Origin of the sequence: Paraburkholderia sp. GAS38 (assembly GCF_050434965.1) — a bacterium.
In the GTDB taxonomy this organism is placed as follows: domain Bacteria; phylum Pseudomonadota; class Gammaproteobacteria; order Burkholderiales; family Burkholderiaceae; genus Paraburkholderia; species Paraburkholderia phenazinium_A.
The window spans coordinates 62184-88067 of record NZ_JBNDJO010000013.1; the positions used below are offsets into that span (position 1 = coordinate 62184).

Sequence of the window (25884 nt, forward strand, 5' to 3'; positions counted from 1 at the left end):
AGCGCCTGTATTCTTTTTTGGGAAAGCGCTCACGATAGTAAAAGTCAAGGCTCCCTGGGTAGGTCCACGGGACGCCCCATTTCTGGGGCCAGCAGCCACGCAGGATTCAAGTCATTTCACGCGCGCTAACGTGATGGCCCGCTCCGGACAGGCGGTCACGCACAAACCGCAGGCCCGGCAAGCGTCGGCGTTCGGCGTGTACGCAACCTGCAAACCATGTACCCGCAGCTTGAATTTATGAAGCATGCCTAACTGCTGATAGTCTTCGTCGTCGATCTTGCGGATTTCGAACACGTCCTCGGGACATACGACCGCGCAATCGCCCTTGCCTTCGCAGCGTTTGAAGTCCACCACCGGGGCGATGACGCCCGCGGCCTGCTTGCAAGCAGCCGTCGATGCCTGTCTCATGGGTTGTCCTCCTGCGGCTTGCCGCGCGTCGACGAGACACCCTTCATGAAGTTCTCGCGTTCTTCCGGCGTCATGCGCTCCCACCTGCGCCACCCGCCGCGTCCGTGCCAGCCGCCGCGGCCGCGGAATCCGCCAAACAGGATGCGGCTCAACACCAGCAGGCCCAGCGCGTGCAGATAATCGATCGCACGCCCACCGACGAATACCGCCGGGATCACCCAATTCCACAGCGCCATTACGATCCATCCCAGCACTGCAATCGCCACTAACGCCAACAGTGCCTTGCCGAAGAATCTCACTCTGCATCTCATCGACCTGCTCCTTTAAATATCCAACTCGTCATACACAGTCTGCAAGCTGGTGCGCAGATGCAGCACCGCATAACGCTTGCGCGCGAGCAGCGTGTTCACGCTGACGCCGCTCTCGGCAGCCAGTTCCTTGAAGCTGCGCCCTTCGAGTTCATGCGCGACGAAAACTTCGCGCTGATTGCCCGGCAATTCGTCGAGCGCCGCTTGCAGGGCGTCGAGCAACACCGATCGTGCATAGACCGCTTCCGGACCCGCTTCGTAGGACGGCAGCGCGAGATCCAGCCGGAACTCGCTGTCGTCGTCCGGCTCGCTCGCGGTCTCGGCCAGCGGCTGCTCCCGTTTCTTGCGGAACACATCGATGATGCGATTGCGCGCCACCCGGAACAGCCATGCGCTGACCTGTTCGATCGGCGCGGGCAGCCGGTAGGCCTGCACGAACTCGTGAAAGACATCCTGCAAGATGTCTTCCGCCTCACTCGGATCGCGCACCCGGCGCCGGATGAAATGCCCAAGCTTGCTACGCTCACGCAAGATGGTTGCAGTGAGGTCGCGTTCTCGTTCGAGCATCGGGTCCGGGGTCGGCGGCGGTTCCATACGTCTGTAGACGGATCAGGAGCGGGAATATTGTGTCCGGCGGAAAATAATCGGCACGCTGGGGTGCGCAGCCTTGCTCAGTCTGGATTCGGACGAGACAGCGCCGCTTGCCGCGCCGCGTGATCCGACTGGATCAGCGACAGGAGCCGCACGTCGTGAAACGCGTCTTTCCAGTAGCCCCATTGCCGCATCACGCCTTCTTCGACAAACCCGAGGCTCGCCAGCAGACCCGCCGACGCATGGTTATCGAGGTTCGTCGTCGCCTGGATGCGGTTCATGCCGAGGTGATCGTAGGCATAGGCGATTGCGGCATCGAGCGCCTCGCGCATCAATCCCTGACGCCAGTAGCGGCGTTCGAGCTCGAAGCCCAGACTGGCCGATCTGAAAGCGAAATTGAGTCTGAACCCGCAGGTGCCGATGACGCGCATCTCGTTTGTGGACACAATCGCCCAGCGGATACCCGAGCGTTCGGCCATGTCCTGGATGAGCCTCGTCACCACGTCCTCGGCCTGGCCGATGCGGGTCAGCGGCGCCACGTCGTAGAAACGCATGACTTCCGGATCGGACCAGATGTCGAAGATCCGCTGCGCGTCGGACACTTCGAGCGGGCGCAGTTGGAGGCGAGCGGTCGCCGGGAGGTGAAGATTGGGGAAAGGTGCAGTCATCGGCGCGTCAGACTTCCGGAGGGTGAGAGGGCACACGATCAGCAGTGTGCCTCATCCACCGCGCCGACCCCACACGTGCTCTTTAGTGCGACGACTCCGGAAACGGATCAGCCATCCGCTCATGCAAGCAGCCTGGAGAGGCGCGGCAAGCGCCCTCTCCCGCCGCGTTCGCGGCTACGGGGATAGCGGGCCGAGATTGACGATCCTCGGCTCGGGACCCATGTCCGTCGCGCCTGACGCCGATTCGATCAGCCAGAGCAGTTTGGCTTTTTGCTGCTCCTCGACGCGCTTGTGCGTCAGCTTCGGATCGACGCGGTTGATCACGACCAGGTCCAGCGAGGGAACCACAATGGCGTATTGGCCCAGGTGACCGTCGGCCCAGTAGGCGCCAAGCGTGATGGTTGCGCCCGGTCCGCGAGGACCGACCGCCGGATTGCTTGTCCACCACATATAGCCGTAGCCGCCATACGGGGTGTCGGAATACGGCCGGGTCGATTCAGCGACCCACTCGGCGGGAATCACCTGCTGGTCGCGCCAGCGTCCGTTGCGCAAGAACAGCAGTCCGAAGCGCGCCAGATCGCGGGCGCTCATCTTCAGCGGATAAGCCGGATACCTTGAACCCGGTTCGCCCGATGCATAGCGCCCATCCGAGGGCTGATAGTCCTGCATGCCGATCGGATTGGCGATTTCCGTTTTCAGTGCGTCGAAGATGCGCTGCCCTGTCAATTTCTCGTAGATCGCCCCGGCGGTGTTGAAGTCCCAATTGTTGTAGACCCAGAATTCGCCTGGAGCATGCGTCCCGCGAGCAGGTTTGATGGAGAGCATCCACGGCGTTTCGTAGACCGTCGGGTGATAGACGCCCGAACGAGCCTCGATCATCTCGCGTACCGTTGCGGTTTTTTCAACGGCCGTCAGGGAGGGTGGATTGTCGTCGATGCCTAACTCAGCGAGGGTTTGGTCCAGATGCATCTGACCGCGCCCGACGGCAATGCCGATCAGCGCGCTCACCAGACTCTTGCGCACCGAGAATAGCGCGGACTTGCGGGCCGTGTCGCCCCATTCGTCGACGACCACGCCGTGCTGAACGATCATGCCCGAGGTCGAGCCAACGCGATCGGCATAGGCCTTCGCTGCGGCAAGGCCGTCGACTGACCAGCCCATCTTCGCGGGATCGCCGTGGCTCCATTCGGCGCCTGGAAACGGGTCCGACCCGGCGCTCGGAGGAGGCGCGACACCTTGCGCTGCGGAGGCTAACGAAGCCGGTTGATCTGAAGGATCAGTGGCGAGTGTGCCGGCCACTGCATGCATCGCGGATAGCGAAACAACAGTCAGGACGACAAGCGATCGTAGGGTGTTCAATGGATTTGCTCCATGGAATCGTTGCGTAGGCAGCGCAGTGTGCCACAGTGCCTGGTACGCACGCATAACCCACGACTTGGGCAATGTTGTAGAGTCTGGTCGACACCGAAATCCTGATCCTGGCGGAGAGAGCATGTCGCAATCGTTCACCACACGTCGCCTTGAAGGCCGAGTCGCGCTCGTCACCGGAGCCGGAACCGGCATAGGCCGTGCCGCGGCCGTGGCCTACGCCCAGGAGGGCGCCAGGGTGGTGGTTGCCGGACGGCGCAGCACAGAGATCGAAGAGACCGTTCGGCTTGTCAAGGAAACGGGTAGCGACGGATTCGCAGTTCCAACAGACGTCTCCATAGCGCATCAGGTGACGGCGCTGATCGATCTGACGGTCGAACGCTATGGACGCCTCGACGCCGCGTTCAACAACGCCGGGATCGAAGGCAACTTCGCGCCGATTACAGAAATGACGGAGGCGGAGTTCGATGAAGTCATTGCCATCAATCTCAAAGGCGCATGGTTGTCGATCAAGTACGAGATCGCTGCGATGCTGCGCATCGGCAAAGGCGGCTCGATCGTCAATACGTCGTCGTTTCTGGCGAAGGGCGCGTGCGTCGGATCCACCGCTTACTCAGCCAGCAAGGGCGCGCTGGACGCGATGATACGCGCCGTGGCAATCGAATATGGACCGCACAACATCCGCATCAACAATATCAATCCTGGCGCCATCAGGACACCTATGTTTGAACGCACCGGCGGGGTTGAGAACGAAGCGTTGATTTCATCGTTCACGCCGCTTCGGCGCGTAGGGCTTCCCGATGAGGTGGGCGATGTCGCCGTCTGGCTGTCCACGGACGAAGCGCGCTTCGTTACCGGGCAAACCTTGATGGTCGATGGAGGCGTGTCGATTCCGCATGTCCGCTGAGGCTTGCGGGATTGCGTAAGCGGCTCTCTACCGCTACCGCGCGGGAGGTTGCGGGCTGTTTGCCGGATTGGTATCGAACTTGACCACGTTTTCTATTCCACCAGCGCCGACCAACGCGTCGAGTTCCGCTTGCAGCGCATCCGCAATCGCTTTGCTGTAGACCTCTTCGCCGTCGACATACAGCGTGAAGGACCGCAGATAGCGAGCCTTCTTCTCCGGCTTCTCGATGGTTTCCCGGGTCCAGTGATACAGCGGGTAATGTTCCGGGCCAACTCTTTCGGCCTCGCTGACGTAGTCCGCGAACGCATCGAACTGGCACTTCAAGGACGCATGGTGTTTGCGCAGGACATCGCCGAGCGGCGCGTACGTGCCAGACGAGGGATCGCCGCGCAAGCTCGCGGCAAGTGCTGCGGAAGCGGTGATTCTGACCTGGAATTGCCATGCGTCGCCCATGCTGACCTCGTTGTCCGACTTCGAGAATGCCTTAGTGACGTGCACTCACGACACGTCCTTCTCCGCGAAATTCAACTCCACCCCATTGCCCGCCGGATCCGAAAAGAACAACTGCTGCTGACCGGTCAGCGGCACGTGGCCGCGCCGATAGCGAATCTTGAACTCGTTCAACCGCGCTTCGAACGCGCTCAGGTCGCTGCAGGCAAACGCGGCATGGTCGAACGTATTGATCACCTGGGCGGGACGCACTTCGTCCGGGCGCGCTTCGCTGAGGTGGAGCACATCGCGCTCGCCGATGTAGAGCCAGTAACCGAAGCTCTGAAACGGCGGTCGAGGACCGAGTCGCAAACCGACCACCTCGATATAAAAATCACGCAGGGTATCGAGCATCGGGCGACTCGCCCGGAAGTTGTAGTGAGCGAAGCCGAGAATGGGCATGAAACCTCCAACTGCACTTTACGGTGGTGCGATACGTAGAAACACGGCTCGTGCGGAAGCGGGTCCGTCGGATCGCGGGTAAGGTCATACGGACCGACGCACAGTCTAAAGCAGTATATGGCGTCCGAGTTCAATCACCGCGCGTTGGCGACGACGAAGACCTGAACCAAAGGGGATAGGGTAAGGCGGTGGCCGCGGGAGACCAGGCAAACGGGAAGAAACGTAGTCGTCTACGAATGTAGCGGCGTGAGGATATGACGCCAGACCAGCCGCTTGAACGACTGGCCTGGAAACAACGTAAACTCAGGCTTGCGGTGCAGCGTTGTCCGTGTCGGACGCTTGCTCGCCGCTCTCGTCTTCTTTCTTTTCGACGAGCGATTCCAGCGCGCCCGCGCCTTTGAACCCGGCGACTGCGGCGATGCCCTTCGTCAGCAGCCCAGCATCCGGATCGACCTTCTCAGCTGCTTCCACTGCCGCAACTGCGCCTGCAATCTCACCTACCGTATCCAGAATTCCCATGACAATCACCGTATATGTTGAAGGTCGATATGAACTACTTCGCCGCTATCAAGGAGCGTTGCGGTTGCACGCTCATGACTCACGCGGATGGCCGATCGCCGCTTGCCATCCCTGACGACAATAGCATCTCAGAATTGGCCAAGCTGTAAAACATTGTCAAATCCCAGCCGTGCGGCGGGATTACATTTTCCATACGAAACCGCTAACCGAGCTCAGTCGCGAACAGCGCGTTCAGCAGGTTCGATGCGGGCCGCTCGGCGAGCCGCGTCAGCGACTCGATCATCTCGACCTGGCAGTCCTGCAGCGGAATCATTCTGATGCGGCGCGACTCGTTGAATTCCGCGGACGCGATCACTCCCACCCCCATGCCCTGCGCAATCGCTTCTTCGAGCGCCTCGCGGCCGTCCACGTATAGCACCGGCTCGACCTGTAGCGACTGCCGCACCAGTTCGATTTCGAGCAACTGCTGCGTCACCGATTGCGCTTCCCGAAAGATCACCGGCTGCTGCACCAATTCCGCATAGGTCAGCTTGCGCTTCTTCGCGATCGGACTGGTGGCGGGCACCATCGCGACCAGCGGATCGCGCCGCAGCACCCGCGCCTCGAGCCGGCTGTGAACCTGCGGCGCGGCGGTGATGGCTGCGTCTACGGTGCTCGACAGCACGCGCTGCATGCACTCGGCGGCATTCGCAATGGACAGCGTCACCACGATGCCGGGGTGCTGCTTGCGAAACGCGCCGATCAGCTTGACGGCGAGATCGGGCGCGTCCGCCGCGAGCGACAGCGTGCCGGACTCGAGGCCGCTCGCCGAGTCGAGCAATTGCCGGGCCTCGCGCTCGCAACTGAGCATCTGCCGCGTCACGCTGAAGAGACGGCGGCCGAGTTCGGTCGGCTCGACGCCGCGCGGCCCGCGCTCGAAGAGCTTGACCCCGAAATCCTGCTCGAGCCGCCGCACGTGGTCCGAAATGGCTGGCTGCGTCAGCGACAACGCCTGCGCCGCCTTGGAGAACCCGCCATGTTCCGCGACCGCGTGAAACGCCCGCAATTGCGCGTATTGCATCTGCGCCTCGCCCCATTGATAAGTTTCACTGATATTGACATCGATTATATCGATTTTACCGATGTTCCCTATTTCTGTACTGTGGCAAGCACTGAGACCTTCATTGGACGTGCAAGCATGGACACCGCAGTCGACTCATCCGTTACCTCGTGCGCCGCGCCCGCGAAAGGCGAGCCGTATCTGTTGACGCCGGGACCGCTCACGACGGCGCTCTCGACCAAGGAAGCGATGCTGCGCGACTGGGGATCGTGGGACGGCGATTTCCGCGCGATGACGACGCAGCTTCGCCGCAGCCTGCTCGAGATCGCCGGCGATACCGCGGACAACTACGATTGCGTGCCGCTGCAGGGGAGTGGGAGCTACTGCGTGGAAGCCATGCTGGGCAGCCTAGTCCCACGCGACGGGCACGCCCTCGTGCTGGCCAACGGCGCCTACGGCAAGCGCATCGCGACCACGCTCGGTTATCTGGGACGCCGTCACACGGTGCTCGACAAGGGCGACTACCTGCCGCCGCGCGGCAGCGAAGTCGAACGCATGCTCGACGCCGATCCGAGCATTACGCACGTCGTCGCCGTGCATTGCGAAACGAGCTCGGGGATTCTCAACCCGATCGAAGAGATCGCCGCAGCGACCGCCAAGAAGGGCCGCAAGCTGCTGATCGATTCGATGAGCGCATTCGGCGCGGTACCGCTCGACGTACGACATCTGCAGTGCGAAGCGTTTGTCTCTTCAGCGAACAAATGCATTGAAGGCGTGCCGGGCTTTGGTTTTGTCATCGCCCGCAAGAACGCGTTGCTCGAGGCTAAGGGCCGCAGTCACTCGCTGAGCCTCGACGTGTACGACCAATGGGACGTGATGAACCGCACGGGGCAGTGGCGCTTCACGCCGCCCACGCACACCGTCGCGGCGTTTATCGAGGCGCTCCGGCTGCACGCGCTCGAAGGCGGACAAGCCGGCCGGCTGGCCCGCTATGCGCATAACCGCGACTTGCTGGTCGCCGGCATGCACGAACTCGGATTCGAACCGCTGCTCGACGCGCACTGGCGCTCGCCGATCATCGTGACATTTTTTGCGCCCGCAGATCCCGCGTTCCGTTTCGAACACTTCTACGATTTGATGAAGCAACAGGGGTTCATCATTTACCCGGGCAAGCTGACGGTGGTGGACAGCTTCCGCGTGGGTTGCATCGGCCAGGTGGATGCGGATGTCATGCGACGCGTCGTCGTAGCGTGCGCTCAAGCGCTGCGCACGATGGGTGTCGAGCACGCGGCGCCGCCGGGTGTAGCGCTCGAAGAACGTCAGTTGTTGGCGCAACAAGTTTGAAACCGGCCGGCGCGCCAAGGCGCACGGCAGGATACCAACGGCAGATGGCGGCTAACAGGCACCGCGTCGTCGCCGGGATACTTCTCAGGATGTGATGTCAATGAAGCACGTAAAAGCAGTGATTTTCGATTGGGCCGGTACCGTGGTCGATTATGGTTCGCTCGCTCCGATGGGCGCGTTTGTTGAAACGTTTGAGCAGTTCGGCGTCTCGATCACCATCGACGAAGCGCGCGGACCGATGGGCATGGCCAAGCGGCCGCATATCGCGGCGCTGATGGCGCTGCCGCGGGTGGCTCAAGCCTGGGCGGACAAGTACGGCCACGCGCCAGGCGAGCAGGATATCGATGCAATCTATGACGTCTTCGTTCCGAAGAACATCAAGGTGGCAGCGAGCTATAGCCAGGTGATTCCGGGCGTCGCCGAGGTTGCGACGGCCTTGCGTTCCGAGGACATCCGCATCGGCACGACGACGGGCTATACACGCGAGATCATGGCCGAAATCACGCCGGGCGCGGCGGCGCAGGGGTTTTCGCCGGATAGCCTCGTTTGCACCGGAGATACGCCGGAAGGGCGTCCTTCGCCGTACATGATCTACAAGACATTGCCGCAACTCGGCGTGTGGCTCGCAAAGAATGCGATCAAGGTCGACGATACCGAAGTGGGTATTGAAGAAGGCATCAATGGTGGGACGTGGGCGGTGGGCGTGGCCGTGAGCGGCAATGCGTTCGGTATGGCCGAAGCGGATGTGAAGGCGCTGCCGGCCGATGAGTTTACGCGGCTGCGTGCAGCAGCGGCGCAACGGTTGACCGCTGCGGGTGCGCATTATGTGGTTGATAGTGTCGCGGATCTGATGCCGGTGGTGTATGACATCGAGGGTAGGCTGGCGCGTGGGGAGCGGCCTTAAGGGCGTACGAAAGCCTCAACCACTACAGCCGGCTCAATTTGAGCATCGCTTCCGACGCGTCTATCAGCGCCTCCTGCTCCGCATCGGTTAGCGTAGTCGCGATAGCGTGTTCCAGCCAGATACGCCGAGCCCGCATATCTTCGGCAAACACCGCTTTGCCGAGCGCGGTGAGCTCGATGGAAATTTCACGCCGATCCACCTCGCTCCGCGTTCGCACAATCCAGCCCTTTGACTCCAGGTCGCCGATCAGACGCGTGAGCGACTGCGGTTGAAGCCGCTCTTCGGTCGCCAGTCGCCGCGCCGGCATAGGCCCGAGCCGGCGCAGCGTGCCGAGAATGCTGATTGCCGGAAGACTCGGCGCCCCCTGCGGCCGTTCCGCGCGCAAGCGCCTCCCAAGCGCCATGACGCCGCGGAAGATCAAGGTTGTCTGTTCGCTTTTCATACGACGATATAGTACGCTTTGCGTATCATTAATCAAGCGTCGAACCTCACGAAAGAAGTCACGCTCAATGAACGGAAAGGCACATCTCGTCGAAGCGCTGCGCTGGTCGACAGACACCGAAGTGAGATTGATCGATGCGGTCATCGCTAGCGTCGGTATGGCAGGACCCGTGCTGCTTGCGACAGCAGCGGGTCACCCTTCTCTGGGCCTGGCGGCATCGCTTGGCAGTCTGATGATTGGCGCCGTGGGAACCACGTCAAGCCTCCGCACTCAAGTAAAAGAACTCGCGTGGGTTCTTACGCCCGCCGCCCTCGCTTCCGTTGCGGCGACTCTTCTAGCGGGGCAGGGTTGGCAGACCGATGCGGGCGTGATGGCATTGGCCTGCCTCGCGGCGGCAATCGGCGGGTATAGCAGACCGCTGGCCGTCGCCACGACGCGCTTTATCCTGTTCCTGATCATGGTGTCCCACGCGGTGGCGGCAACCTCGCATCCTGTCGACCTGCTCGCTCTGATTGCAACAGGCGCTTTATGGACAACGATGTTGAATCTCCTGCTTGGCACAGTGGAGCGCGTGCGGCGGCGCACTGACCTGGCCGGCAGCACTCACGCGCCACTTACGACGGCCGGGATGCCCCCGACGGCCACCCAACGATTCAATAGATGGAGAAAATCGCTAACCCGTTTGTCCGGTTGGCAATACACACTCAGGCTGGCGTTATGTTTTGGTGCTGCGTGGTGGTTGCGCGCGTTATGGCCACACCATCACTTCTACTGGATCACACTCACCGTGGCGATATTGATTCGTCGTCAGATCGAGGTACTTCCCATTCAGGCGACGCAACGTGCAATTGGCACTGCATGCGGCGTATTGGCCGCCAGTCTGTTCCTCGCACACAGACCGTCGGGCTTTGGTCTGGCGTTGGCAATCGCGCTGCTGTCGGCCGCGCGACCGTTGCTGAAAGTCCGCAACTATCTGGCCTACTCAACGGTGATGACGCCGCTCGTCATCTTGATCCTGGGTAGCATCGAACCGCTCGATGGCGGTGTGGTCCGCGATCGCCTGGCAGCGACCGTGCTTGGCGTCGCCTTGGTGGTTGCCACCAATTTTGGCTTGAGGCGGCTCGCAACACCTCAACTCTCGCCGGGCCGCTAGCGCCGTTAGCATTCTCGATCCGCACAATGAAAAATCCCGCCTGAGACACCCAGGCGGGATTTTTTATGCAGATGCCCTCCTGTGGACCACCTGGCGCAAGCTTAGAACTTGTGACGGATACCGACCATGCCCATCGCTTGCTTGTTGGTCGACGCATCGTTGCCGAAGTCGCCCATCGACGCGACCGCGGCCACCACATCGCCCGACGTTGCGCTGATGGTATTGCCCGATGCCTTCTGGTAACCGGCCAGCACGTAGATGTCCGTGTGCTTCGACAGGAAGTAGTCGGCGCCGAGACTGAACTGGTTATACGCAACCGTGACGTTGTTGCCGTTGCCCTTCGTGTAGTCGTAGCCTGCGCCGACGATCGTCGCGGGCGTCAGCTGATAGTTCACGTAGACCTGACCGGTGTTGAATTTCGTGTTGTTCTGGTTGCCGAACGACGTCGTGTAGTTGTTGTACTGCACATTGCTATACGACACGCCAAACGTGAAATTGCGGAACACATAGTCGCCTGCGGCGCGAATGATCTGCATCGAGTTCGCCGACACGAACCCGCCGGTGATGGCCTCCGAATCCACAGCGAAGCTCGTCGCATCCGGGTTCAGGCCGTCGAACGTTGCGGCGGTTCCGTGGTCGCTGTTGGCGTGGAAGTAACCCGCGGCGAAACCAAACGGACCGTGGTTATACGCAAGCGCGGCGGCGTACGTCTGACCGCTTGCCGTGCTGCCCGGCACACCGCCGAACGCGTACATCGCCGATGCCTGCAGCCCCGCATAGTTCGGCGTGGTGTACTTGATCGAATTGTTGGTCCGATAACTATTGTCGTAGTTATCCATATCGCCCGGCGTCGCGAAGGTCGGGCCGAAGGTGTCGTCGTTCGTCAGCGGCTGGATCAGGTCGATCAGCGGATCGTACTGACGGCCGAGAGTCACCGTGCCCGTGTTCTCGCCCGACAGGCCGACCATTGCGGTGCGGCCGAACATGCGCTGTCCCTGACCAAGGCGGCCGTTGTCGACGTTAAAGCCGCTTTCCAGCTTGAAGATGGCCGACAGACCACCGCCCAGATCTTCCGTGCCCTTCAAACCCCAGAGGTTCGGCGACAGATTGCCGGCGGCCAACTGGAACGTTCCGCCCGAGTGGTTCGCACCTTGCTGGTTGCCGAAGTAGGCAATACTCGTATCGATCGCGCCATAAAGCGTGACGCTGCTTTGTGCGTGAGCGACCGACGTCATGGCCGCGAGAGAAGCTAAGGCAAGAATTGTTTTTTTCATGAAAATTTATCCGAGTAAAGATACTGGTCTGGATTTGCTATCCTGCGAGTTCACTCGCGAACCGAACGTTTGAATCCGTTTGAAGCCTTTTTCCCGGGGAAAATATCTTCCGGATACACACCACCTGATTTCATCCGGTTCGATCGGCTACTGCGGCGCAAATATATATGATGGCGCGATGTTAAAAGATCGATTCATATTGAAATTCTAATTTTCAGAAAGTTGAAAAACCTGCAGGCTATATGTGGAAAGGGCAAGAGGCAATTTGACTCACCCTTGTTAATTGTTTTTTTGGCCTGTGTTGGTTGATTGCCACATGCCGATCCATCTGATGAATGGGCGTTGATCGGCGAATTCTCTTCCCACATCCCGATACTGCCGGCGTCAAATATTCATTCAAGCGGAGCATTGCCTCGCGACGGACGATTCATTCTCCGCGGGGGTATTAATTGATTGCCAGCATGACTATTGAAGGCCGTCGCAGTGCCCGCCATTGCGTCTGATTAATGGTGAGGTGCTGCCGCGCCATGCACGCGCTCCGGGTTGGCGACAAAAAACGGCGACGCTAGAATCGATCGCCTTGGCATCTGCCAGGCGCCGGCCGGTTCACACGCTGTCTAGGAGCTAACGTGGAAATCAAGTGGATCGAGGATTTCATCGCGCTCGCGCAGCACCAAAGCTTCTCGCGAGCCGCCGAACTGCGCAACGTCACCCAGTCCGGGCTCAGCCGGCGCATTCAGGCGCTCGAACAGTGGATTGGCGCTGAGTTGATCGACCGCAGCACTTACCCGCCGACGCTCACGCCAGCGGGCCGGCTCTTCCTGGAAGCCGCCGAAGATATAGTCGGCAAACTGTTCGACACGCGCGCCATCATTCGCAGCGAGCAACGCATGCCGGGAACAGGACTGCAGATCGCCGCCGGTCACGCCCTTTCGGTTGGCTTTGTCCCCGACTGGCTGCAATCGCTGCAAAGCCGCTTTAGCGGGCTGCGGGTGCGCATCGTGCCGACCAATGTGCACGACTCGATTCTGATGCTGGTCAACGGCAACTGCGAACTGATGCTCGCGTATGAGCACCCTGACCTGCCCCTGCACCTGGACGCCACACGTTACCCTCACCTCACCGTCGGGCGCGACGTGTTCCTGCCGGTGTGCGCGCCGAGCCAGCGCTCAACGCCCTCATTCAGGCTGCCCGGGACGCCGGGGCGTCCGCTGCCGCTGATCGGCTATAGCGCCACCACCTACTTCGCCCGCTGCCTGCATCTGCTGCTGCATCGCGCGAGCAAGAATCCCGCGTTGGTTCCGCACTTCGAATCCGACATGGCCGATGTGCTCAAGAAGCTCGCGCTCAATGGCGAAGGCATCGCGTGGCTGCCGCGGAGCCTGATCGAAGCCGAACTGGCTAGCGGCACGCTCGTGGCCGCCGGCGATCGCACCTGGCAACTCGATCTGCAACTGCGGCTGTACCGCGATCGAAACAACGACATGCCACTGCTCAAAGACCTCTGGGAGTATCTGGAGTCCCGCACCGAGGCCTGACACACGGCGAATGCCCGTCTCCGCGACCTATGCGGCTGCCGCATAGCGCGATGTCAAGGCCGCATCACGTTCATTTCTGTCGTCTTTAGTATCCGTCCAAGTCTTCTCCGTACGGTGATCCACGCCTACGGAAAGACGAAGCGCACGCACGTCTCCTGCTAAAGGAGGATGTGCCCGGAAGGACACCTGGACTGGTCGACGAAGAAAGGGACCATTATGAAAAATCGCCTCACGCTCTATATTGCCGTCGGCATGGTACTCGGCGTCGTCGCCGGTTACGTGTGCCACGCGAGCGCCCCCGACGCCGCTGCAGCAAAAGCCATGGCCGGCAATTTCTCGATCATCACCGATATTTTTCTGCGGCTCATCAAGATGATCATCGCGCCGTTGGTGTTCGCCACGCTCGTTTCGGGCCTGGCGGGCATGGAGAGCGGTCAGGATGTCGGCCGTATCGGGCTACGCACGGTTGGGTGGTTCGTCTGCGCGTCGCTGGTCTCGCTCGCCTTGGGGCTCGTGCTCGCCAATGCCCTGCAACCGGGTGCCGGCTTGCACATGGTGGCGAGCGGCAGCGATGTGAACACCGGACTCAATACGGCCGGGCTGAACTTCAAGGACATCGTCACGCACGCGTTTCCGACCAGTCTGCTCGACGCGATGACGCGCAACGACATCCTGCAGATCCTCGTGTTCTCCCTGTTCTTCGGCCTGGGGCTGGGCGCGCTAAAGCACGATGCGCGCGTCAAGGTGGTCGTGCAAGCGATCGACGGCATGGTGCCCGTGATGCTGCGGCTCACGGACTACGTGATGCGCGTCGCGCCGTTCGGTGTGTTTGGGGCGATTGCATCGGCAGTGACGCTGCGTGGTCTGGGCGTATTGCTGACCTACGGCAAGTTGATTGGTTCGTTCTACCTGGGTTTGGCCCTGTTGTGGGCGGCGCTGGTTGGCGTCGGCTATCTGTTTCTGGGCAAGCAGGTGGGAGCGCTGCTTAAGGCGGTGCGCGAACCGGCCATGCTGGCATTTTCGACCGCCAGCAGTGAAGCCGCTTATCCGCGCCTGACCGAGCAACTCGAGAAGTTCGGCGTCGACAAGAAGGTGGTCGGCTTTACGCTGCCGCTCGGCTACGTGTTCAACCTCGACGGTTCGATGATGTATCAGTCGTTTGCGGCGATATTCATCGCCCAGGCCTTCGGTATCGACATGCCGCTGTCGCAACAGATCTTCATGCTGCTGGTGCTGATGCTGAGCAGCAAGGGCATGGCCAGCGTGCCGCGCGGTTCGGTCGTAGTGGTCGCCGCCGTGGCGCCGCTGTTCCATTTGCCCGCCGAAGGTGTAGTGATGGTGCTCGCCATTGACCAGATTCTCGATATGGGGCGCACAATGACGAACGTGATCGGCAATAGCGTAGCGACCGCTGTGATTGCAAAGTGGGAAACGCGTCGCAGCGACGTCAGCGCCGCTGCTATTACGGAGTTCGAACAACTTCAGAGCGAAGTGCAATGACAGCACGGACGTTACCAGCCAGGCGAGTGTTTGGTGTAATCGGCGGGCTTGGGCCGCTCGCCGGTGCAGATGTGCTGTTCAAGCTGATTCAGGCAAGCCCGGTGCGTACAGACGCTGAACACTTCGACGTCGTGTTCGAGCAACATCCGTTTCGCAACGCGAATACCTCGCGCGCCGCAACGACGGAGCGCAAGCTTTATATCTTCGACATGATCCGCGACTTCGAAAAGCGCGGCGTCACGACGGTTCTGCTGCCGTGCTTTTTGAGCCATACGTTCATGGGGGAATTGCAGGAGAACGTGTCGGTGCAGATCGTCGATATGGTCGATGCATTGCGTGAGTATGTGATGCGTTGCTTTCCTTCGGTGCGGCGAGTGGGGGTGCTGACGTCGGACTACATTCGTGATGAGCATTTGTTTGAGCGGTATTTCAGTGCGCCGGAGTTTGAAGTGTTGCATCCGGCTCGGAGCGCCGTCGGTGGGGTTGATTTTGTCACCGGGGCGGTTTACGGGGACGGCGGCATCAAGAGCGGTAGGCTTGAAGGTAAGCCTGTGGAACTGTTGCGTGAAGCTTGCCTGGATCTGATCGCGCAGGGTGCGGAACTGATTCTCCCCGGCATGACGGAGATTGGCCTCGTGGCGCATCGGATAGGGACGCTTTGCGTACCCATCGTCGATTCGAATCTTGTGTACGCCCAATACGCGGTAGCGGGTCAATGCGTTAGCCGCGAACGGGGGTTCAAGGTTGGTGTGGTCGGTGGTGTCGGACCCGCCGCAACGGTGGATTTCATGCAGAAGCTGGTGCGCAGCACGCCCGCGACACGCGACCAGGAGCACATCAAACTACTGGTCGAGCAGAATCCTCAGATTCCGGATCGTACGGACAACCTGCTCGGTGATGGTCCGGATCCGACGGTATCGCTGTATGCGACGTGCAAGAAGCTCGAAGCGGGGGATGTCGACATCATCGCGATTCCCTGCAATACCGCGCATGCGTTCGTCGAACGGATTCAACCGTACCTGAATGTGCCGATCGTCAATATGCTGACCGTGAGCGTCGAATATTTGCGGGCGACGTTTCCCGAGCTGCGCGAAGTTGGACTGCTGGCGACGACGGGCACGATCATGAGTGGGGTTTATCGGAAGGCACTGGAGGTGCATGGGCTCAGACAGGTCGTGCCGAGTGATGGGCTGCAGGCGCGGGTGATGAATGCGATCTATGGCGAACGTGGGGTGAAGGCGGGGTTCCTGGCGGGTGAGTGTATCGGCGATGTTACTGCGGCCGTGGATGAGTTGAGCGAATGCGGTGTTGAGGTGATTCTTCTTGGGTGTACTGAGTTGCCGTTGTTGTTGCCCGAAGGGAAGATGTATTCGGGCGGCGGTGGGGTTGTGAATCTTGTTGATCCGACGGAGATTCTTGCGAGGCGGTGTGTGGCGTATGCTCGCGGTGAAATCGGATTAGCGAATGCGTTGATCGACAGCGCCAAGGATGCCTGCACCCGGTAATTCCCGATGTTCGTAGAAAGCACTACGTCTCAAGCTCGCCGAAATCATGCACGTACTCCCCGGCCACGAAGCGATCGAATCGCTGACACCAGCTTCTCCCCGGCCAGAGATAGTCGACGCGCCCTTCCGCTGGTCGATACACAGCGGTATAAGCCGTGGTGAACCCGACACGCCGCGAGTAAAGCGGCGGCTCCAGGAAACGCGCAATCAACGAAGCCAACGTCATGGCAGGCTCATCCAGCGCAGCAAGCAAGGTCTGCAAGCGTTCGGCGCTCGTATTACCCGCCCTCGGTCGAGGCGGTGTCTCTTGATGGTTTGTGCAAGCCGCTACTCGCGATACAACCGGCGCGCGGTCCGGGCCAAGAAACACGGTAGCGTATGCGCCCGATCGATCCAGCAGCGTCACGTTTTGCGAAAGCGCAATCGGAATACGACTCAGCGCCTCAACGGCCTCATCCACGCGGCGGCAGGTTTCGAGCACGTAGCGCAACATCAGGATGACGGAGAATCCTAAGCCTTGCGACTGGCCGCCTCCGGCTGTCAGGCTCGCGACCAGTCCGTCTTCGTTCATGCCGTCGAGGCAGCCGCCCCATGGGCGTTGCGCTTTGGCCATCACGCGTTTTCCCGACCATGCCGTCAATTCGAAACGCTCGGTGATCATGTCGAGCGGGAAGTCCATGTTGCGAATCAACGCCGGGCCGCCTTCGCCGAGCCATACCGCCTGGCTGCAACCCATCGGAGAAAGCGCAGGGCGATAGTGACTCAACAGGCAGTGAGCCGCTTCATCGTCGCCAACCAGAGCGCAGGCCTCGTCGTAGTGCGGCAGCAGTTCCGGCATATGACGCTGCAACGCTAGTCGGCATTCAGTCGCAGTTGGCGGCGCGGTACGGCACTCGCCTCTGTACCAACGCTCGGCGGCTTCGCGGCCGGCGTTAAAGCGCGCCAGCCAGGCCTCGCCCGGTCGATCCTCCTGCGTGACAACGTAGCGCTTGTGCATGCGACGCTTCCTGGGTCTCGGCTGCGGATTGGCTTGAGACCCAAGGTCCCGTTGGCATGATGGCGTTAGCTTAACCTTGAACGGGAGTGCTAGCCCGTCACCCGCTTAAACCATCCAGCGCTAACGCTCCTCGCCGAACAGCACATCCATCGGATAGGGCAATGCTAGCGGCGGCATCTCATCGCGGTGGAAAAACCGCGTCGATTTAGTTTCGTTATCTGTTGGAACGCCCGAGCCGCCCACGATCTGACATTCGAACAGCGTGACCACGTATTCGACCTCGTCACCATTCGGATACGTATAGCGAAACGCGCTCCCACCATACACAGCGAGGATGCGTCCGACGCGAACCTCGTAGCCGGTCTCCTCCATCACCTCCCGGGTGATCGCTTCCTGCGGACTCTCGCCCAACTCAATGCCGCCGGCCGGCAGACTCCATGCCTCGCCTGACGACTTCTCCTGCAACAGCAGGCGTCCCTCTGTGTCGCGAATGATCGCCGCGACCGACGGGCTCAGGATCAATCCGGGGCCGACGCGTTTGCGCAGCCAACTGAGGTAGCTTTCGTTGTGCATGGTAGTAGTGTGATGTTTCGCGACCGCAGAATTGTAGACCACGAACTTCCGCCCCCCAGGTGCCCCCATCCCACCTCCTTTACAATACCCACGTTTTTCCGCCCTCGAACAACCGTCCGTCCCGACACCTCACAAAAGGGGTCTTCATGATCGTCAAACCGCGCGTACGTGGCTTCATCTGCGTGACCACCCATCCTGTTGGCTGCGAGGCCAACGTCAAGGAACAGATCGACTACGTCACCGCCAGCGGTCCCATTGCCGACGGTCCCAGGAAAGTCCTGGTGATCGGCGCCTCGACCGGTTACGGTTTGGCCGCCCGCATCACGGCCGCGTTCGGTTGCGGCGCAGCTACGCTCGGTGTGTTCTTCGAACGGGCCGGCAGCGACACCAAGCTGGGCACCGCAGGCTGGTACAACACCGCCGCGTTCGAAAAGATCGCCACGGACAAGGGTTTGTACGCGAAGGGCATCAACGGTGACGCATTCTCAGACGCGCTCAAACAACAGACCATTGACGTCATCAAGCGCGATCTCGGCAAGATCGATCTGGTCGTGTACAGCCTTGCATCGCCGCGGCGCACGCATCCCAGGACCGGCGAAGTGTTCAATTCGACGCTCAAGCCTATCGGCAAAGCCGTCACCTTGCGCGGCATCGATACCGACAAGGAAGTCGTCCGGGAGACCGCGGTCGAAGCGGCAACGCAAACGGAAATAGACAATACCGTCGCGGTCATGGGCGGCGAAGACTGGCAGATGTGGATCGATGCGCTTCTTGAAGCCGACGTGCTCGCCGACGGCGCAAAGACCACCGCCTTTACCTACGTCGGCGAAAAGATCACCCACGACCTCTACTGGAACGGCTCCATTGGCGCGGCGAAGAAGGACCTGGACCAGAAGGTGGTCGGCATTCGCAAGAAGTTGGCGCGCACGGGCGGCGATGCGCGCGTCTCCGTGTTGAAAGCGGTCGTTACCCAGGCGAGCTCGGCCATTCCCATGATGCCGCTGTACCTGTCGCTGCTGTTCAAGGTGATGAAGGAAAAGGGCACGCACGAGGGCTGCATCGAGCAGGTCTACGGACTCTACAAGGACAGTCTCTACGGAAACGCGCCGCACCTCGATGATGAAGGGCGTCTGCGCGCAGATTACAAGGAGCTCGATCCGCAAGTGCAAGCCGAGGTCCAACAACTCTGGGACCAGGTGACGAACGAGAACCTCTACACGCTCACCGACTTCGCCGGCTACAAGACGGAGTTTCTACGCCTGTTCGGCTTCGAGATCGACGGCGTAGACTACGACGCGGAGGTCGATCCCGACGTGCAGATTCCTCATGTGGTTCAAGTCTAGGCTTTTGCAGATCATGTGCCGCCCTGCGGCGGTACGAGGCCTTACTTCTGCTAAAAGCAGACGCAAGGCCTGAACAGGAGTGTGCGCGATGAAAAAAATTCTGATCATCGGGATTGGCGCGGGAGACCCCGACTACATGACCGTGCAGGCGATCAACGCGCTCAATCGGGCAGACGTGTTCTTCGTCATGGACAAAGGCGCCGTGAAAGAGAAACTCGTTGCCCTGCGCAAGCAGATCATCGAGCGCTTCGTCACGCACGATCACTATCGCATCGCCGAAGCAACGAGCCCCGAGCGCAGACGCGACGACGGCGACTACACCTCGGCCGTAGACGAACTGAATCGCGACAAGCAACGGATATTCGAACACCTGATCGCCGACGAGATGCGCGAAGGCGAATGTGGTGCGTTTCTCGTCTGGGGCGACCCGTCGTTGTACGACAGCACAATACGTATTATCGAGGCCATTGCCCATGGTGAACAGCACGCCTTCGACTATGAGGTGATTCCAGGCATCAGCAGTGTCCAGGCGCTCGCCGCCCGCCACAGAGTGCCGCTGAATCTGATCGGGCGCTCGGTAGAAATCACCAACGGCCGCGGAATCGCCAACGGCTTCCCGGACAACGTGGACAGCGTCGTCGTGATGCTCGACTCGCAGAATACCTACCGGAAGCTTGTCGATGAGGATCTGGATATCTACTGGGGTGCCTACGTGGGAACGCCCGACGAGATCCTGATCTCCGGAAAGCTGCGGGACGTCGCGGACGACATAGAACGTGTCCGGGCGGAGGCGCGTCGCACCCATGGCTGGATCATGGATACTTATCTGCTGCGCAGGCCTGCCTAAGTTTCGCTGACACACTATTCAGATCAGGAGATTGCCATCATGGATGCACGTGAATTACTGCTGAAGATGTTCCGCTATCAGGCATGGGCGAACGGCGAATTGCTGGATTCCATGAATGGATTGAGCGCGGAGCGTCATGCGACGGAACTGCACCAGACCATCAGGCTGATGAATCATTGTCTGGTGGTGAACAAGATCTTCGCGGCTCACCTCATGCGCGAACCTCATCGCTTCCCGGCAGACAACACGCCAGGCACCCCGGAACTGGCGGAACTGCGCGCCGATCTCGCGTCGACCGATCAGTGGTACCTCGACTACGTAGGAGCGGTGACGCCGGCCATGCTGTCCGAATCGGTACCCTTTGTCTTCACCGACGGCGACAGGGGGTATATGACGCGCGACGAGATGCTGACCCATGTCGTGACCCATGGCGGCTATCACCGCGGCGAGGTCGGGCGAATCCTGAAGCAGGTGTCCAGCGCATCCGAGCAAAGCATTCAATTGCCATGGGACACCTACGCCGTGCATCTGCATAGAAGTGAACCTTCGCGCCGGCTCCAAGGGCAGGTGCCTTTGTCAGAGGTCGTTCATCCCGGGCAATAAGCGCTAAACGTGGTGGGCAGCGGTATCGGCTAGACAATCCTCCGTGATCGGAGTTCGACAATGATCCAGGCAGTGAACCCACCCGAAGTGTGGTCGCCGTTCGGCGCGTTTTCGATGGCCGTCATTCAGGGTGACGGCCAGATCGTCCATCTGAAGGGCCAGGTATCGCTCGATCGGCACGGACAGGTTGTCGGCGCCAACGATATGCGCGCGCAGACACGCCAGGTTCTGCACAACATTCGCGATGTTCTCGCAGCCATGGGTGGGGAGATGGCCGACATCCTCTCGCTCGTTCACTACGCGACGGATATCGACGTCTTCATGCACGCGGCGGATATTCGAAAGACGTTCTTCGCCGAACCGTATCCGGTGACCACCACGGTGCAGGTCGAGCGCCTGTACCGTCCTGAGTTGATGATCGAGATCGCCGCGATCGCGGAAATTCCCCGGGACAGGTTCCGGCGCCCGGCCTCGTCCTCGTCAACACCGCACACACCCATCAACGCGCCCGCCGCACCGTGATACTGCCGCCCGAGTCCGCTGAGGGTGGGCGGCAGGTTGGCTGTCGCGCGGCACATCACCGTGGCCTTTGGCGTCATCGGGAATCGGGGCGTTCATCACCGTGTCTACTCAATCGAGGCGATTCGTTTGCGGTTCAATCAATGATAGCAGCGCGTGTCACAGCGAATCTGCAATGTACTCCCGCAACCACCGATGCGCCGGATCGCGATGCGAGCGCTCATGCCAGAGCATGGCCATCTCGTAGCCCGGCACCTCGATAGGCGGTTCAACCGCGCGTAACGCAGGGGTGTCGACGAGGCGCGAAGGCAGCATTGCTACGAGGTCGGTGCTCGCCAAAACCTTCATCATGAACAGGAAGTGTGGAACGGAGAGCACGACCCGGCGCGTAAGACCGGCCTCTGCGAGCGCGTCGTCGGTCACGGCCCGAAACCCGGGGCCGTCCAGCGACACAATCACATGCTCGAGTTTGCAGAATTGCGCGAGCGTCGGTCGGCGCTTCAGGCCCGGATGACCGGCCCGGCCCACCAGCACATAGCGCTCCGCAAAGAGTACCCGCCGATGCAGTCCGGCAGGCGCGTCCTCACTGGTATGAAAGGCGAGATCGATTTCCCCTTGCTCGGCCTGCTTCGCGATTCGCGACGGAAACGCTTCTACGACGCCCAGCCGCGTGCCCGGCGCCACCGAACGCAAGCCGGCGATGGCCGGCAGCAGGATGGTCGATTCGCCGTAGTCGGCGGCGGCGACACGCCACGTGTTGCTTGCCGTGGCGGGATCGAACGGACTCGCTGGTGCTACCGTGCGTTCGAGCGCTTCCAATGCTTGCCGCAAGGGTTCGCGCAACGCTTCGGCTCGCGCCGTGGGTCGCATACCGCGTGGCCCCGGTAACAACAGCGGGTCGTTAAAGATATCTCTCAGTTTGGCGAGATGAACGCTCACCGAAGGTTGAGAGAAGTTCAGGCGTTCTGCTGCACGCGTCACATTGTGCTCGGAAAGCAAAACATCGAGCGTGACCAGCAGGTTGAGGTCTAGCCGTCTTAGATTATTCATGGCAATACCTGCAATATTGGATATTCATTTCCAATATACCTGAGCCGGACCTATCCTGCCCTCATCTATCCACAGAGGTCCTGCCATGAATGTTCTTCTCGTCTATGCCCATCCTGAGCCCAGGTCATTGAATGGCTCGCTCAGGGATTTCTCGATCAACCGCCTTGAGGAGGCGGGCCACGTCGTGCAGATATCGGATCTGTACGCCATGAACTGGAAAGCGGTGCTCGATGCGAACGACAGCACGGTCCACGAGGTCGGCGCGCGCTTCGATCCCGCAGCCGACTCGAAGCATGCGTTCGAACATGGGCTGCAGAGCGCAGACATCGAACGCGAACAGGACAAGCTGCGATGGGCGGATACGGTGATCCTGCAGTTTCCGCTGTGGTGGTTCTCGATGCCCGCGATTCTGAAAGGCTGGGTAGAACGCGTCTACGCGTATGGTTTTGGCTACGGCGTCGGCGAACACTCCGACGTTCGCTGGGGCGACCGCTATGGTGAAGGCACGCTGGCAGGCAAGCGTGCGATGCTGGTCGTCACCGCGGGCGGATGGGAGTCGCACTACGGTCCACGCGGAATCAATGGGCCGATCGACGATCTGTTGTTCCCCATCCACCACGGCGTGCTGTACTACCCCGGTTTCGATGTCCTGCCGCCGTTCGTACTCTATCGGACCGGTCGCATGGACTCCGAACGGTTCGCAAGGACGTGCGCCGAACTCGGAAAACGTCTCGACGATCTCGGGAAGACCGAGCCGATCGCGTTTCGCCCGCAGAACGCCGGCGCATACGAGATCCCGGCACTCACGCTACGGCCTGACGTTGCAACGGATCAGGTCGGCTTCGCTGTTCACGTCGCGTAAGTTCGGGCGCCTGAGCTCACGGTCTTTCCGCGCCCGTATCGGGTGCCGCTTCCGGCACGTCAGGCGTCGGCGTGGGTGTCGAACCCGGTTCTTCGGACGGGAATCCACCGTTGCCTTGCGTGACACCCGGCCGCTCGCCGGCCGAGGTCGGCGCCGCCGGCGGCACCGCAGCCGCCGAGGCGGGCAATCCGCCCATACCCGCACTCGACGCAGCCACAGGCCCCGATGCGGCCTCATGAGACGCACCGAGCAAAGGCGGCAACTCGCGCGGCACTGAGGCTCCGGATGCAGCGGGGACACCCGATGCCTGCGACGCCGCGGGCGCAACCGGCGCAATCTGCGCACCCGGCGCAGGCTTCGGCACTACGCGACGAACCGGCGCGGCAGGCGCCGGCGTCTGCGGCTTCGATCCGAACAGATAAGCGATCCACGCATGCAGTTTGTCGCGGAACTGGTCGAACACCCCTGGCTGCACCTCGGTGTCGAAACGGACCCGCGAATCGATCAGCCGCGCACGCAGCGCACGCTGATAGAAGTCACCGACGATCGGCAGCGCGGTATGCGCCCCTTCGCCCCAATAAGTGCTGCCGAGCGTGACACGTCCGTCGTCGAAACCGACCCACGCGCCCGCCACCAGTTGCGGCTGCATCAGAATGAACCAGCCGTCCGCATTGTCCTGCGTGGTGCCGGTCTTGCCCGCCACATCCGCGCGGATGCCGAAACGCGAGCGGATGGCCGCGCCCGTGCCGCGATTCACGACATCACGCATGACATCGATCAGCGTCCGGTCCGCCGCAGCCGGCAAGGCCCGCTCCGGCGACGCGGGCTCAAACTGCGCGAGCACGTTGCCATTGCGGTCCTCGATGCTCGTCACCATGCGCGGTTCGAGATACATGCCGTCGTTCGCGATCGTGCTGTAAGCCGACACCATCTCCTTGATCGTCACCGGACTCGTGCCCAAGGCGAGCGACGGCACCGCCTCGAGCGTGCTGTCGCGCACGCCCATCGCGCGGGCGAGGTGCACCACCTTGTCGGGTCCAACCTGCTCCATCAATTGTGCGGTGATACGGTTGCGCGAATACGCCAGCGCATCGCGCAGCGTCATCGGCTTGCCGCTCGGCGCAACGTCGTCGTTCGGACGCCAGATCTCGCCACCCTTCAGCGCGATTTCGACGGGCTGATCGATGAAGGTATCCGTCGGCTTCGCGCCGTCTGCGAAAGCGGCGCCATACACAAACGGCTTGAAAGTCGAGCCGGGCTGACGGCGCGACTGCTGAACGTGATCGAACGGTTCATCGGCAAAATCGCGGCTGCCGACCCACGCCTTGATTTGTCCGTTGCGCGGATCGATGGCGAGAAAGCCCGCTTGCACTTCGGTCTTGTCATGGCACAGGTTGCGCACGAACGTCCGGTCCGAGCTGAGATGCTGGAGCGCATCGTCGTCGCTCTGGCCTGCCGTGCGCAAGGCCCGATAGTCCTGCGTCTCGCGGATGAAGGTCTTGAAGAGATCGTTGCCCGGCGCGCAGCCCGATCGTCCGCTCCACGCGTTATTCGCGATCGACTGCAACGCATTGCCCTGCAACGCGACGGCCGCGGTCGCCATCGACTGCAGGCGCGAATCGATCGTCGTATGAACGATTAGTCCATCTGAGTAAATGTTGTAGTCGTTGCGGTCAGCCCAAGAGATCAGCCATTTACGCAACTGCTGCGCGAAGTGCGGCGCGGGCCCAGGTGGCTCGATCTGCCGTTCGAAGTCGACGCGCAAGGGCTTGCGCCTGAGCGTGTCGTAAGCCGCGGGTGTCAGCCGGCCATATTTGACCATCTGCGCGAGCACCGTGTTACGGCGCTCCAGCGCGCGATCCGGGTTCAGCACCGGGTTGTAGTAGCTATTGCCCTTGAGCATGCCGGTCAGCGTGGCGCTTTCCAGAATGTCCAGTTGGTCGGCCGATTTACCGAAGTAGGTGCGCGCGGCCATTTCGATGCCGTACGCGTTGTAGAGAAACGGCACCGTATTCAGGTACGTTTCGAGAATCTGGTCCTTGCTGTAGGCCGCTTCGATCTTCAGCGCGGTGATCGCTTCCTTCACCTTGCGCGTCAAGGTCGGCGCACGGCCGATCTCGTCGGGATAGAGGTTGCGCGCGAGCTGCTGCGTGATCGTCGAGCCGCCCTGACGGTCGCCACCGAAGGTATGCAGCGCCGCCGACCCGGTCCGCCGCCAGTCGATGCCGTGATGCTGATAGAAACGGTGGTCCTCGGTCGAGATCAGCGCATCGACCATGTGCGGCGAGATATCGGACAGCGCGACCCATTCGCGGTTCGAGGGCTTGAATTCGGCCAGCAGCTTGCCGTCTGCCGACAGGATCTGCGCCGGTTGATCGACCCGTGCCTTACGGATATCGCTGATGCTCGGCGTGAAAGGGATCAGCACAATCACATACAGCAGCACCAGCGCAGGCGGCGTAGCGAGCGTGAGCAGCACGCCGCGCCGCGTCGGATGGCGCAGATGAAACAGCGCCGTGGCCAGCAGCGGCTGAAGCAGACGCGCGGCGCAGCGGATCAGCCCGATCACGAGACGAAACCCAGCCCCCAATACACGCGCCAGCCGGCCCATCCACTTGCGGCAGGACTCACGTACGGACGATGCAAATTGGCGACTCACGCTGGTTTCAGCCCATCTTGAAAAGCGTGAATGGTATCAAACTGCGTATTGAGAGCCGGATTCATGCCGAAG

27 protein-coding genes are annotated in these 25884 nt (G+C 61.1%); 12 read left to right on the top strand and 15 right to left on the bottom strand.

The window, feature by feature from the left end:
- Positions 1-111: 111 nt before the first annotated feature.
- The 5 genes from P3T42_RS26705 to P3T42_RS26725 form a co-directional block, all read right to left on the bottom strand.
- Positions 112-408 carry a 4Fe-4S dicluster domain-containing protein gene (locus tag P3T42_RS26705; protein WP_429307689.1) on the bottom strand — a complete coding sequence of 99 codons (297 nt, stop codon included), beginning with the start codon at positions 406-408 and terminating at the stop codon, positions 112-114.
- Positions 405-719, bottom strand: a complete 315-nt coding sequence (locus P3T42_RS26710) for a hypothetical protein (protein ID WP_074293713.1) — start codon at positions 717-719, stop codon at positions 405-407. Before P3T42_RS26710 ends, P3T42_RS26705 begins: the two co-directional genes overlap by 4 nt.
- 12 nt (positions 720-731) lie before the next feature.
- The gene (locus tag P3T42_RS26715) at positions 732-1310 is read right to left on the bottom strand and encodes an RNA polymerase sigma factor (RefSeq protein ID WP_429307690.1); all 579 of its coding nucleotides are present in this window, start codon (positions 1308-1310) and stop codon (positions 732-734) included.
- Between the two features lie 77 nt (positions 1311-1387).
- Positions 1388-1975: a GNAT family N-acetyltransferase gene (locus tag P3T42_RS26720; RefSeq protein WP_429307691.1), complete on the bottom strand. Its 588-nt coding sequence runs from the start codon at positions 1973-1975 to the stop codon at positions 1388-1390.
- A gap of 174 nt (positions 1976-2149) precedes the next feature.
- On the bottom strand, positions 2150-3334 hold the full coding sequence (locus tag P3T42_RS26725) for a serine hydrolase domain-containing protein (RefSeq protein ID WP_429307692.1): 1185 nt from the start codon (positions 3332-3334) through the stop codon (positions 2150-2152).
- 76 nt (positions 3335-3410) lie between these two features.
- Here P3T42_RS26725 and P3T42_RS26730 point away from each other — a divergent pair, with 76 nt between their 5' ends.
- Positions 3411-4250: an SDR family NAD(P)-dependent oxidoreductase gene (locus P3T42_RS26730; protein WP_429307693.1), complete on the top strand. Its 840-nt coding sequence runs from the start codon at positions 3411-3413 to the stop codon at positions 4248-4250.
- 33 nt (positions 4251-4283) lie between these two features.
- Here P3T42_RS26730 and P3T42_RS26735 read toward each other — a convergent pair whose 3' ends face one another.
- The 4 genes from P3T42_RS26735 to P3T42_RS26750 all read right to left on the bottom strand — a co-directional run bounded on the left by P3T42_RS26735 (position 4284) and on the right by P3T42_RS26750 (position 6720).
- Complete coding sequence (locus P3T42_RS26735; RefSeq protein ID WP_429307694.1) at positions 4284-4703, bottom strand: hypothetical protein; 420 nt, start codon at positions 4701-4703, stop codon at positions 4284-4286.
- A 45-nt stretch (positions 4704-4748) separates the two neighbouring features.
- Positions 4749-5141 (bottom strand): VOC family protein, encoded by a 393-nt coding sequence (locus P3T42_RS26740; RefSeq protein ID WP_074293719.1) that lies wholly within the window; start codon positions 5139-5141, stop codon positions 4749-4751.
- 303 nt (positions 5142-5444) lie between these two features.
- On the bottom strand, positions 5445-5660 hold the full coding sequence (locus P3T42_RS26745; RefSeq protein ID WP_074293720.1) for a hypothetical protein: 216 nt from the start codon (positions 5658-5660) through the stop codon (positions 5445-5447).
- Positions 5661-5862: 202 nt separating this feature from the next.
- A complete protein-coding gene (locus P3T42_RS26750; RefSeq protein WP_074293721.1) occupies positions 5863-6720 on the bottom strand; it encodes a LysR substrate-binding domain-containing protein in 858 nt (285 codons plus the stop codon).
- Positions 6721-6837: 117 nt separating this feature from the next.
- Here P3T42_RS26750 and P3T42_RS26755 point away from each other — a divergent pair, with 117 nt between their 5' ends.
- Together P3T42_RS26755 and phnX are read left to right on the top strand one after the other, a co-directional pair.
- The gene (locus P3T42_RS26755) at positions 6838-8043 is read left to right on the top strand and encodes a 2-aminoethylphosphonate--pyruvate transaminase (protein ID WP_429307695.1); all 1206 of its coding nucleotides are present in this window, start codon (positions 6838-6840) and stop codon (positions 8041-8043) included.
- Between the two features lie 100 nt (positions 8044-8143).
- Positions 8144-8947, top strand: a complete 804-nt coding sequence (gene phnX, locus P3T42_RS26760; RefSeq protein WP_074293723.1) for a phosphonoacetaldehyde hydrolase — start codon at positions 8144-8146, stop codon at positions 8945-8947.
- Between the two features lie 22 nt (positions 8948-8969).
- Here phnX and P3T42_RS26765 read toward each other — a convergent pair whose 3' ends face one another.
- Positions 8970-9533, bottom strand: coding sequence for a MarR family winged helix-turn-helix transcriptional regulator (locus P3T42_RS26765; protein ID WP_429307696.1), 564 nt, complete (start codon positions 9531-9533; stop codon positions 8970-8972).
- Here P3T42_RS26765 and P3T42_RS26770 point away from each other — a divergent pair.
- Positions 9511-10542: an FUSC family protein gene (locus tag P3T42_RS26770; RefSeq protein ID WP_429307697.1), complete on the top strand. Its 1032-nt coding sequence runs from the start codon at positions 9511-9513 to the stop codon at positions 10540-10542. The genes P3T42_RS26765 and P3T42_RS26770 overlap by 23 nt on opposite strands.
- Before the next feature lie 101 nt (positions 10543-10643).
- Here the strand turns inward: P3T42_RS26770 and P3T42_RS26775 are convergent, their stop codons facing one another.
- Positions 10644-11816 carry a porin gene (locus P3T42_RS26775; protein ID WP_074293726.1) on the bottom strand — a complete coding sequence of 391 codons (1173 nt, stop codon included), beginning with the start codon at positions 11814-11816 and terminating at the stop codon, positions 10644-10646.
- 629 nt (positions 11817-12445) lie between these two features.
- Between P3T42_RS26775 and P3T42_RS26780 the strand changes: the two genes are divergently transcribed.
- The 3 genes from P3T42_RS26780 to P3T42_RS26790 all read left to right on the top strand — a co-directional run bounded on the left by P3T42_RS26780 (position 12446) and on the right by P3T42_RS26790 (position 16359).
- On the top strand, positions 12446-13354 hold the full coding sequence (locus P3T42_RS26780) for a LysR family transcriptional regulator (protein WP_074293727.1): 909 nt from the start codon (positions 12446-12448) through the stop codon (positions 13352-13354).
- A gap of 216 nt (positions 13355-13570) precedes the next feature.
- Positions 13571-14854, top strand: coding sequence for a dicarboxylate/amino acid:cation symporter (locus P3T42_RS26785; protein ID WP_429307698.1), 1284 nt, complete (start codon positions 13571-13573; stop codon positions 14852-14854).
- Positions 14851-16359, top strand: coding sequence for an aspartate/glutamate racemase family protein (locus P3T42_RS26790; RefSeq protein WP_429307699.1), 1509 nt, complete (start codon positions 14851-14853; stop codon positions 16357-16359). Before P3T42_RS26785 ends, P3T42_RS26790 begins: the two co-directional genes overlap by 4 nt.
- A gap of 22 nt (positions 16360-16381) precedes the next feature.
- Here the strand turns inward: P3T42_RS26790 and P3T42_RS26795 are convergent, their stop codons facing one another.
- Positions 16382-17356, bottom strand: a complete 975-nt coding sequence (locus tag P3T42_RS26795) for a C45 family autoproteolytic acyltransferase/hydolase (protein WP_429307700.1) — start codon at positions 17354-17356, stop codon at positions 16382-16384.
- 120 nt (positions 17357-17476) lie between these two features.
- Positions 17477-17971: an NUDIX domain-containing protein gene (locus tag P3T42_RS26800; RefSeq protein WP_429307701.1), complete on the bottom strand. Its 495-nt coding sequence runs from the start codon at positions 17969-17971 to the stop codon at positions 17477-17479.
- A gap of 104 nt (positions 17972-18075) precedes the next feature.
- On the opposite strand from P3T42_RS26800, the gene fabV reads away from it, so the two are divergent.
- The 4 genes from fabV to P3T42_RS26820 all read left to right on the top strand — a co-directional run bounded on the left by fabV (position 18076) and on the right by P3T42_RS26820 (position 21244).
- On the top strand, positions 18076-19272 hold the full coding sequence (fabV, locus tag P3T42_RS26805) for an enoyl-ACP reductase FabV (protein WP_429307702.1): 1197 nt from the start codon (positions 18076-18078) through the stop codon (positions 19270-19272).
- Between the two features lie 88 nt (positions 19273-19360).
- Positions 19361-20119, top strand: coding sequence for a precorrin-6A synthase (deacetylating) (gene cobF, locus P3T42_RS26810; protein WP_429307703.1), 759 nt, complete (start codon positions 19361-19363; stop codon positions 20117-20119).
- Between the two features lie 39 nt (positions 20120-20158).
- Positions 20159-20722, top strand: a complete 564-nt coding sequence (locus P3T42_RS26815) for a DinB family protein (protein WP_429307704.1) — start codon at positions 20159-20161, stop codon at positions 20720-20722.
- Between the two features lie 60 nt (positions 20723-20782).
- Positions 20783-21244 (top strand): RidA family protein, encoded by a 462-nt coding sequence (locus P3T42_RS26820; RefSeq protein WP_429307705.1) that lies wholly within the window; start codon positions 20783-20785, stop codon positions 21242-21244.
- Between the two features lie 156 nt (positions 21245-21400).
- Here P3T42_RS26820 and P3T42_RS26825 read toward each other — a convergent pair whose 3' ends face one another.
- Positions 21401-22291, bottom strand: a complete 891-nt coding sequence (locus tag P3T42_RS26825; RefSeq protein ID WP_429307706.1) for a LysR family transcriptional regulator — start codon at positions 22289-22291, stop codon at positions 21401-21403.
- 85 nt (positions 22292-22376) lie between these two features.
- On the opposite strand from P3T42_RS26825, the gene P3T42_RS26830 reads away from it, so the two are divergent.
- On the top strand, positions 22377-23153 hold the full coding sequence (locus P3T42_RS26830) for an NAD(P)H-dependent oxidoreductase (RefSeq protein WP_429307707.1): 777 nt from the start codon (positions 22377-22379) through the stop codon (positions 23151-23153).
- Positions 23154-23169: 16 nt separating this feature from the next.
- Here the strand turns inward: P3T42_RS26830 and P3T42_RS26835 are convergent, their stop codons facing one another.
- Positions 23170-25764, bottom strand: coding sequence for a transglycosylase domain-containing protein (locus P3T42_RS26835; protein ID WP_429307824.1), 2595 nt, complete (start codon positions 25762-25764; stop codon positions 23170-23172).
- Between the last annotated feature and the right edge of the window lie 120 nt (positions 25765-25884).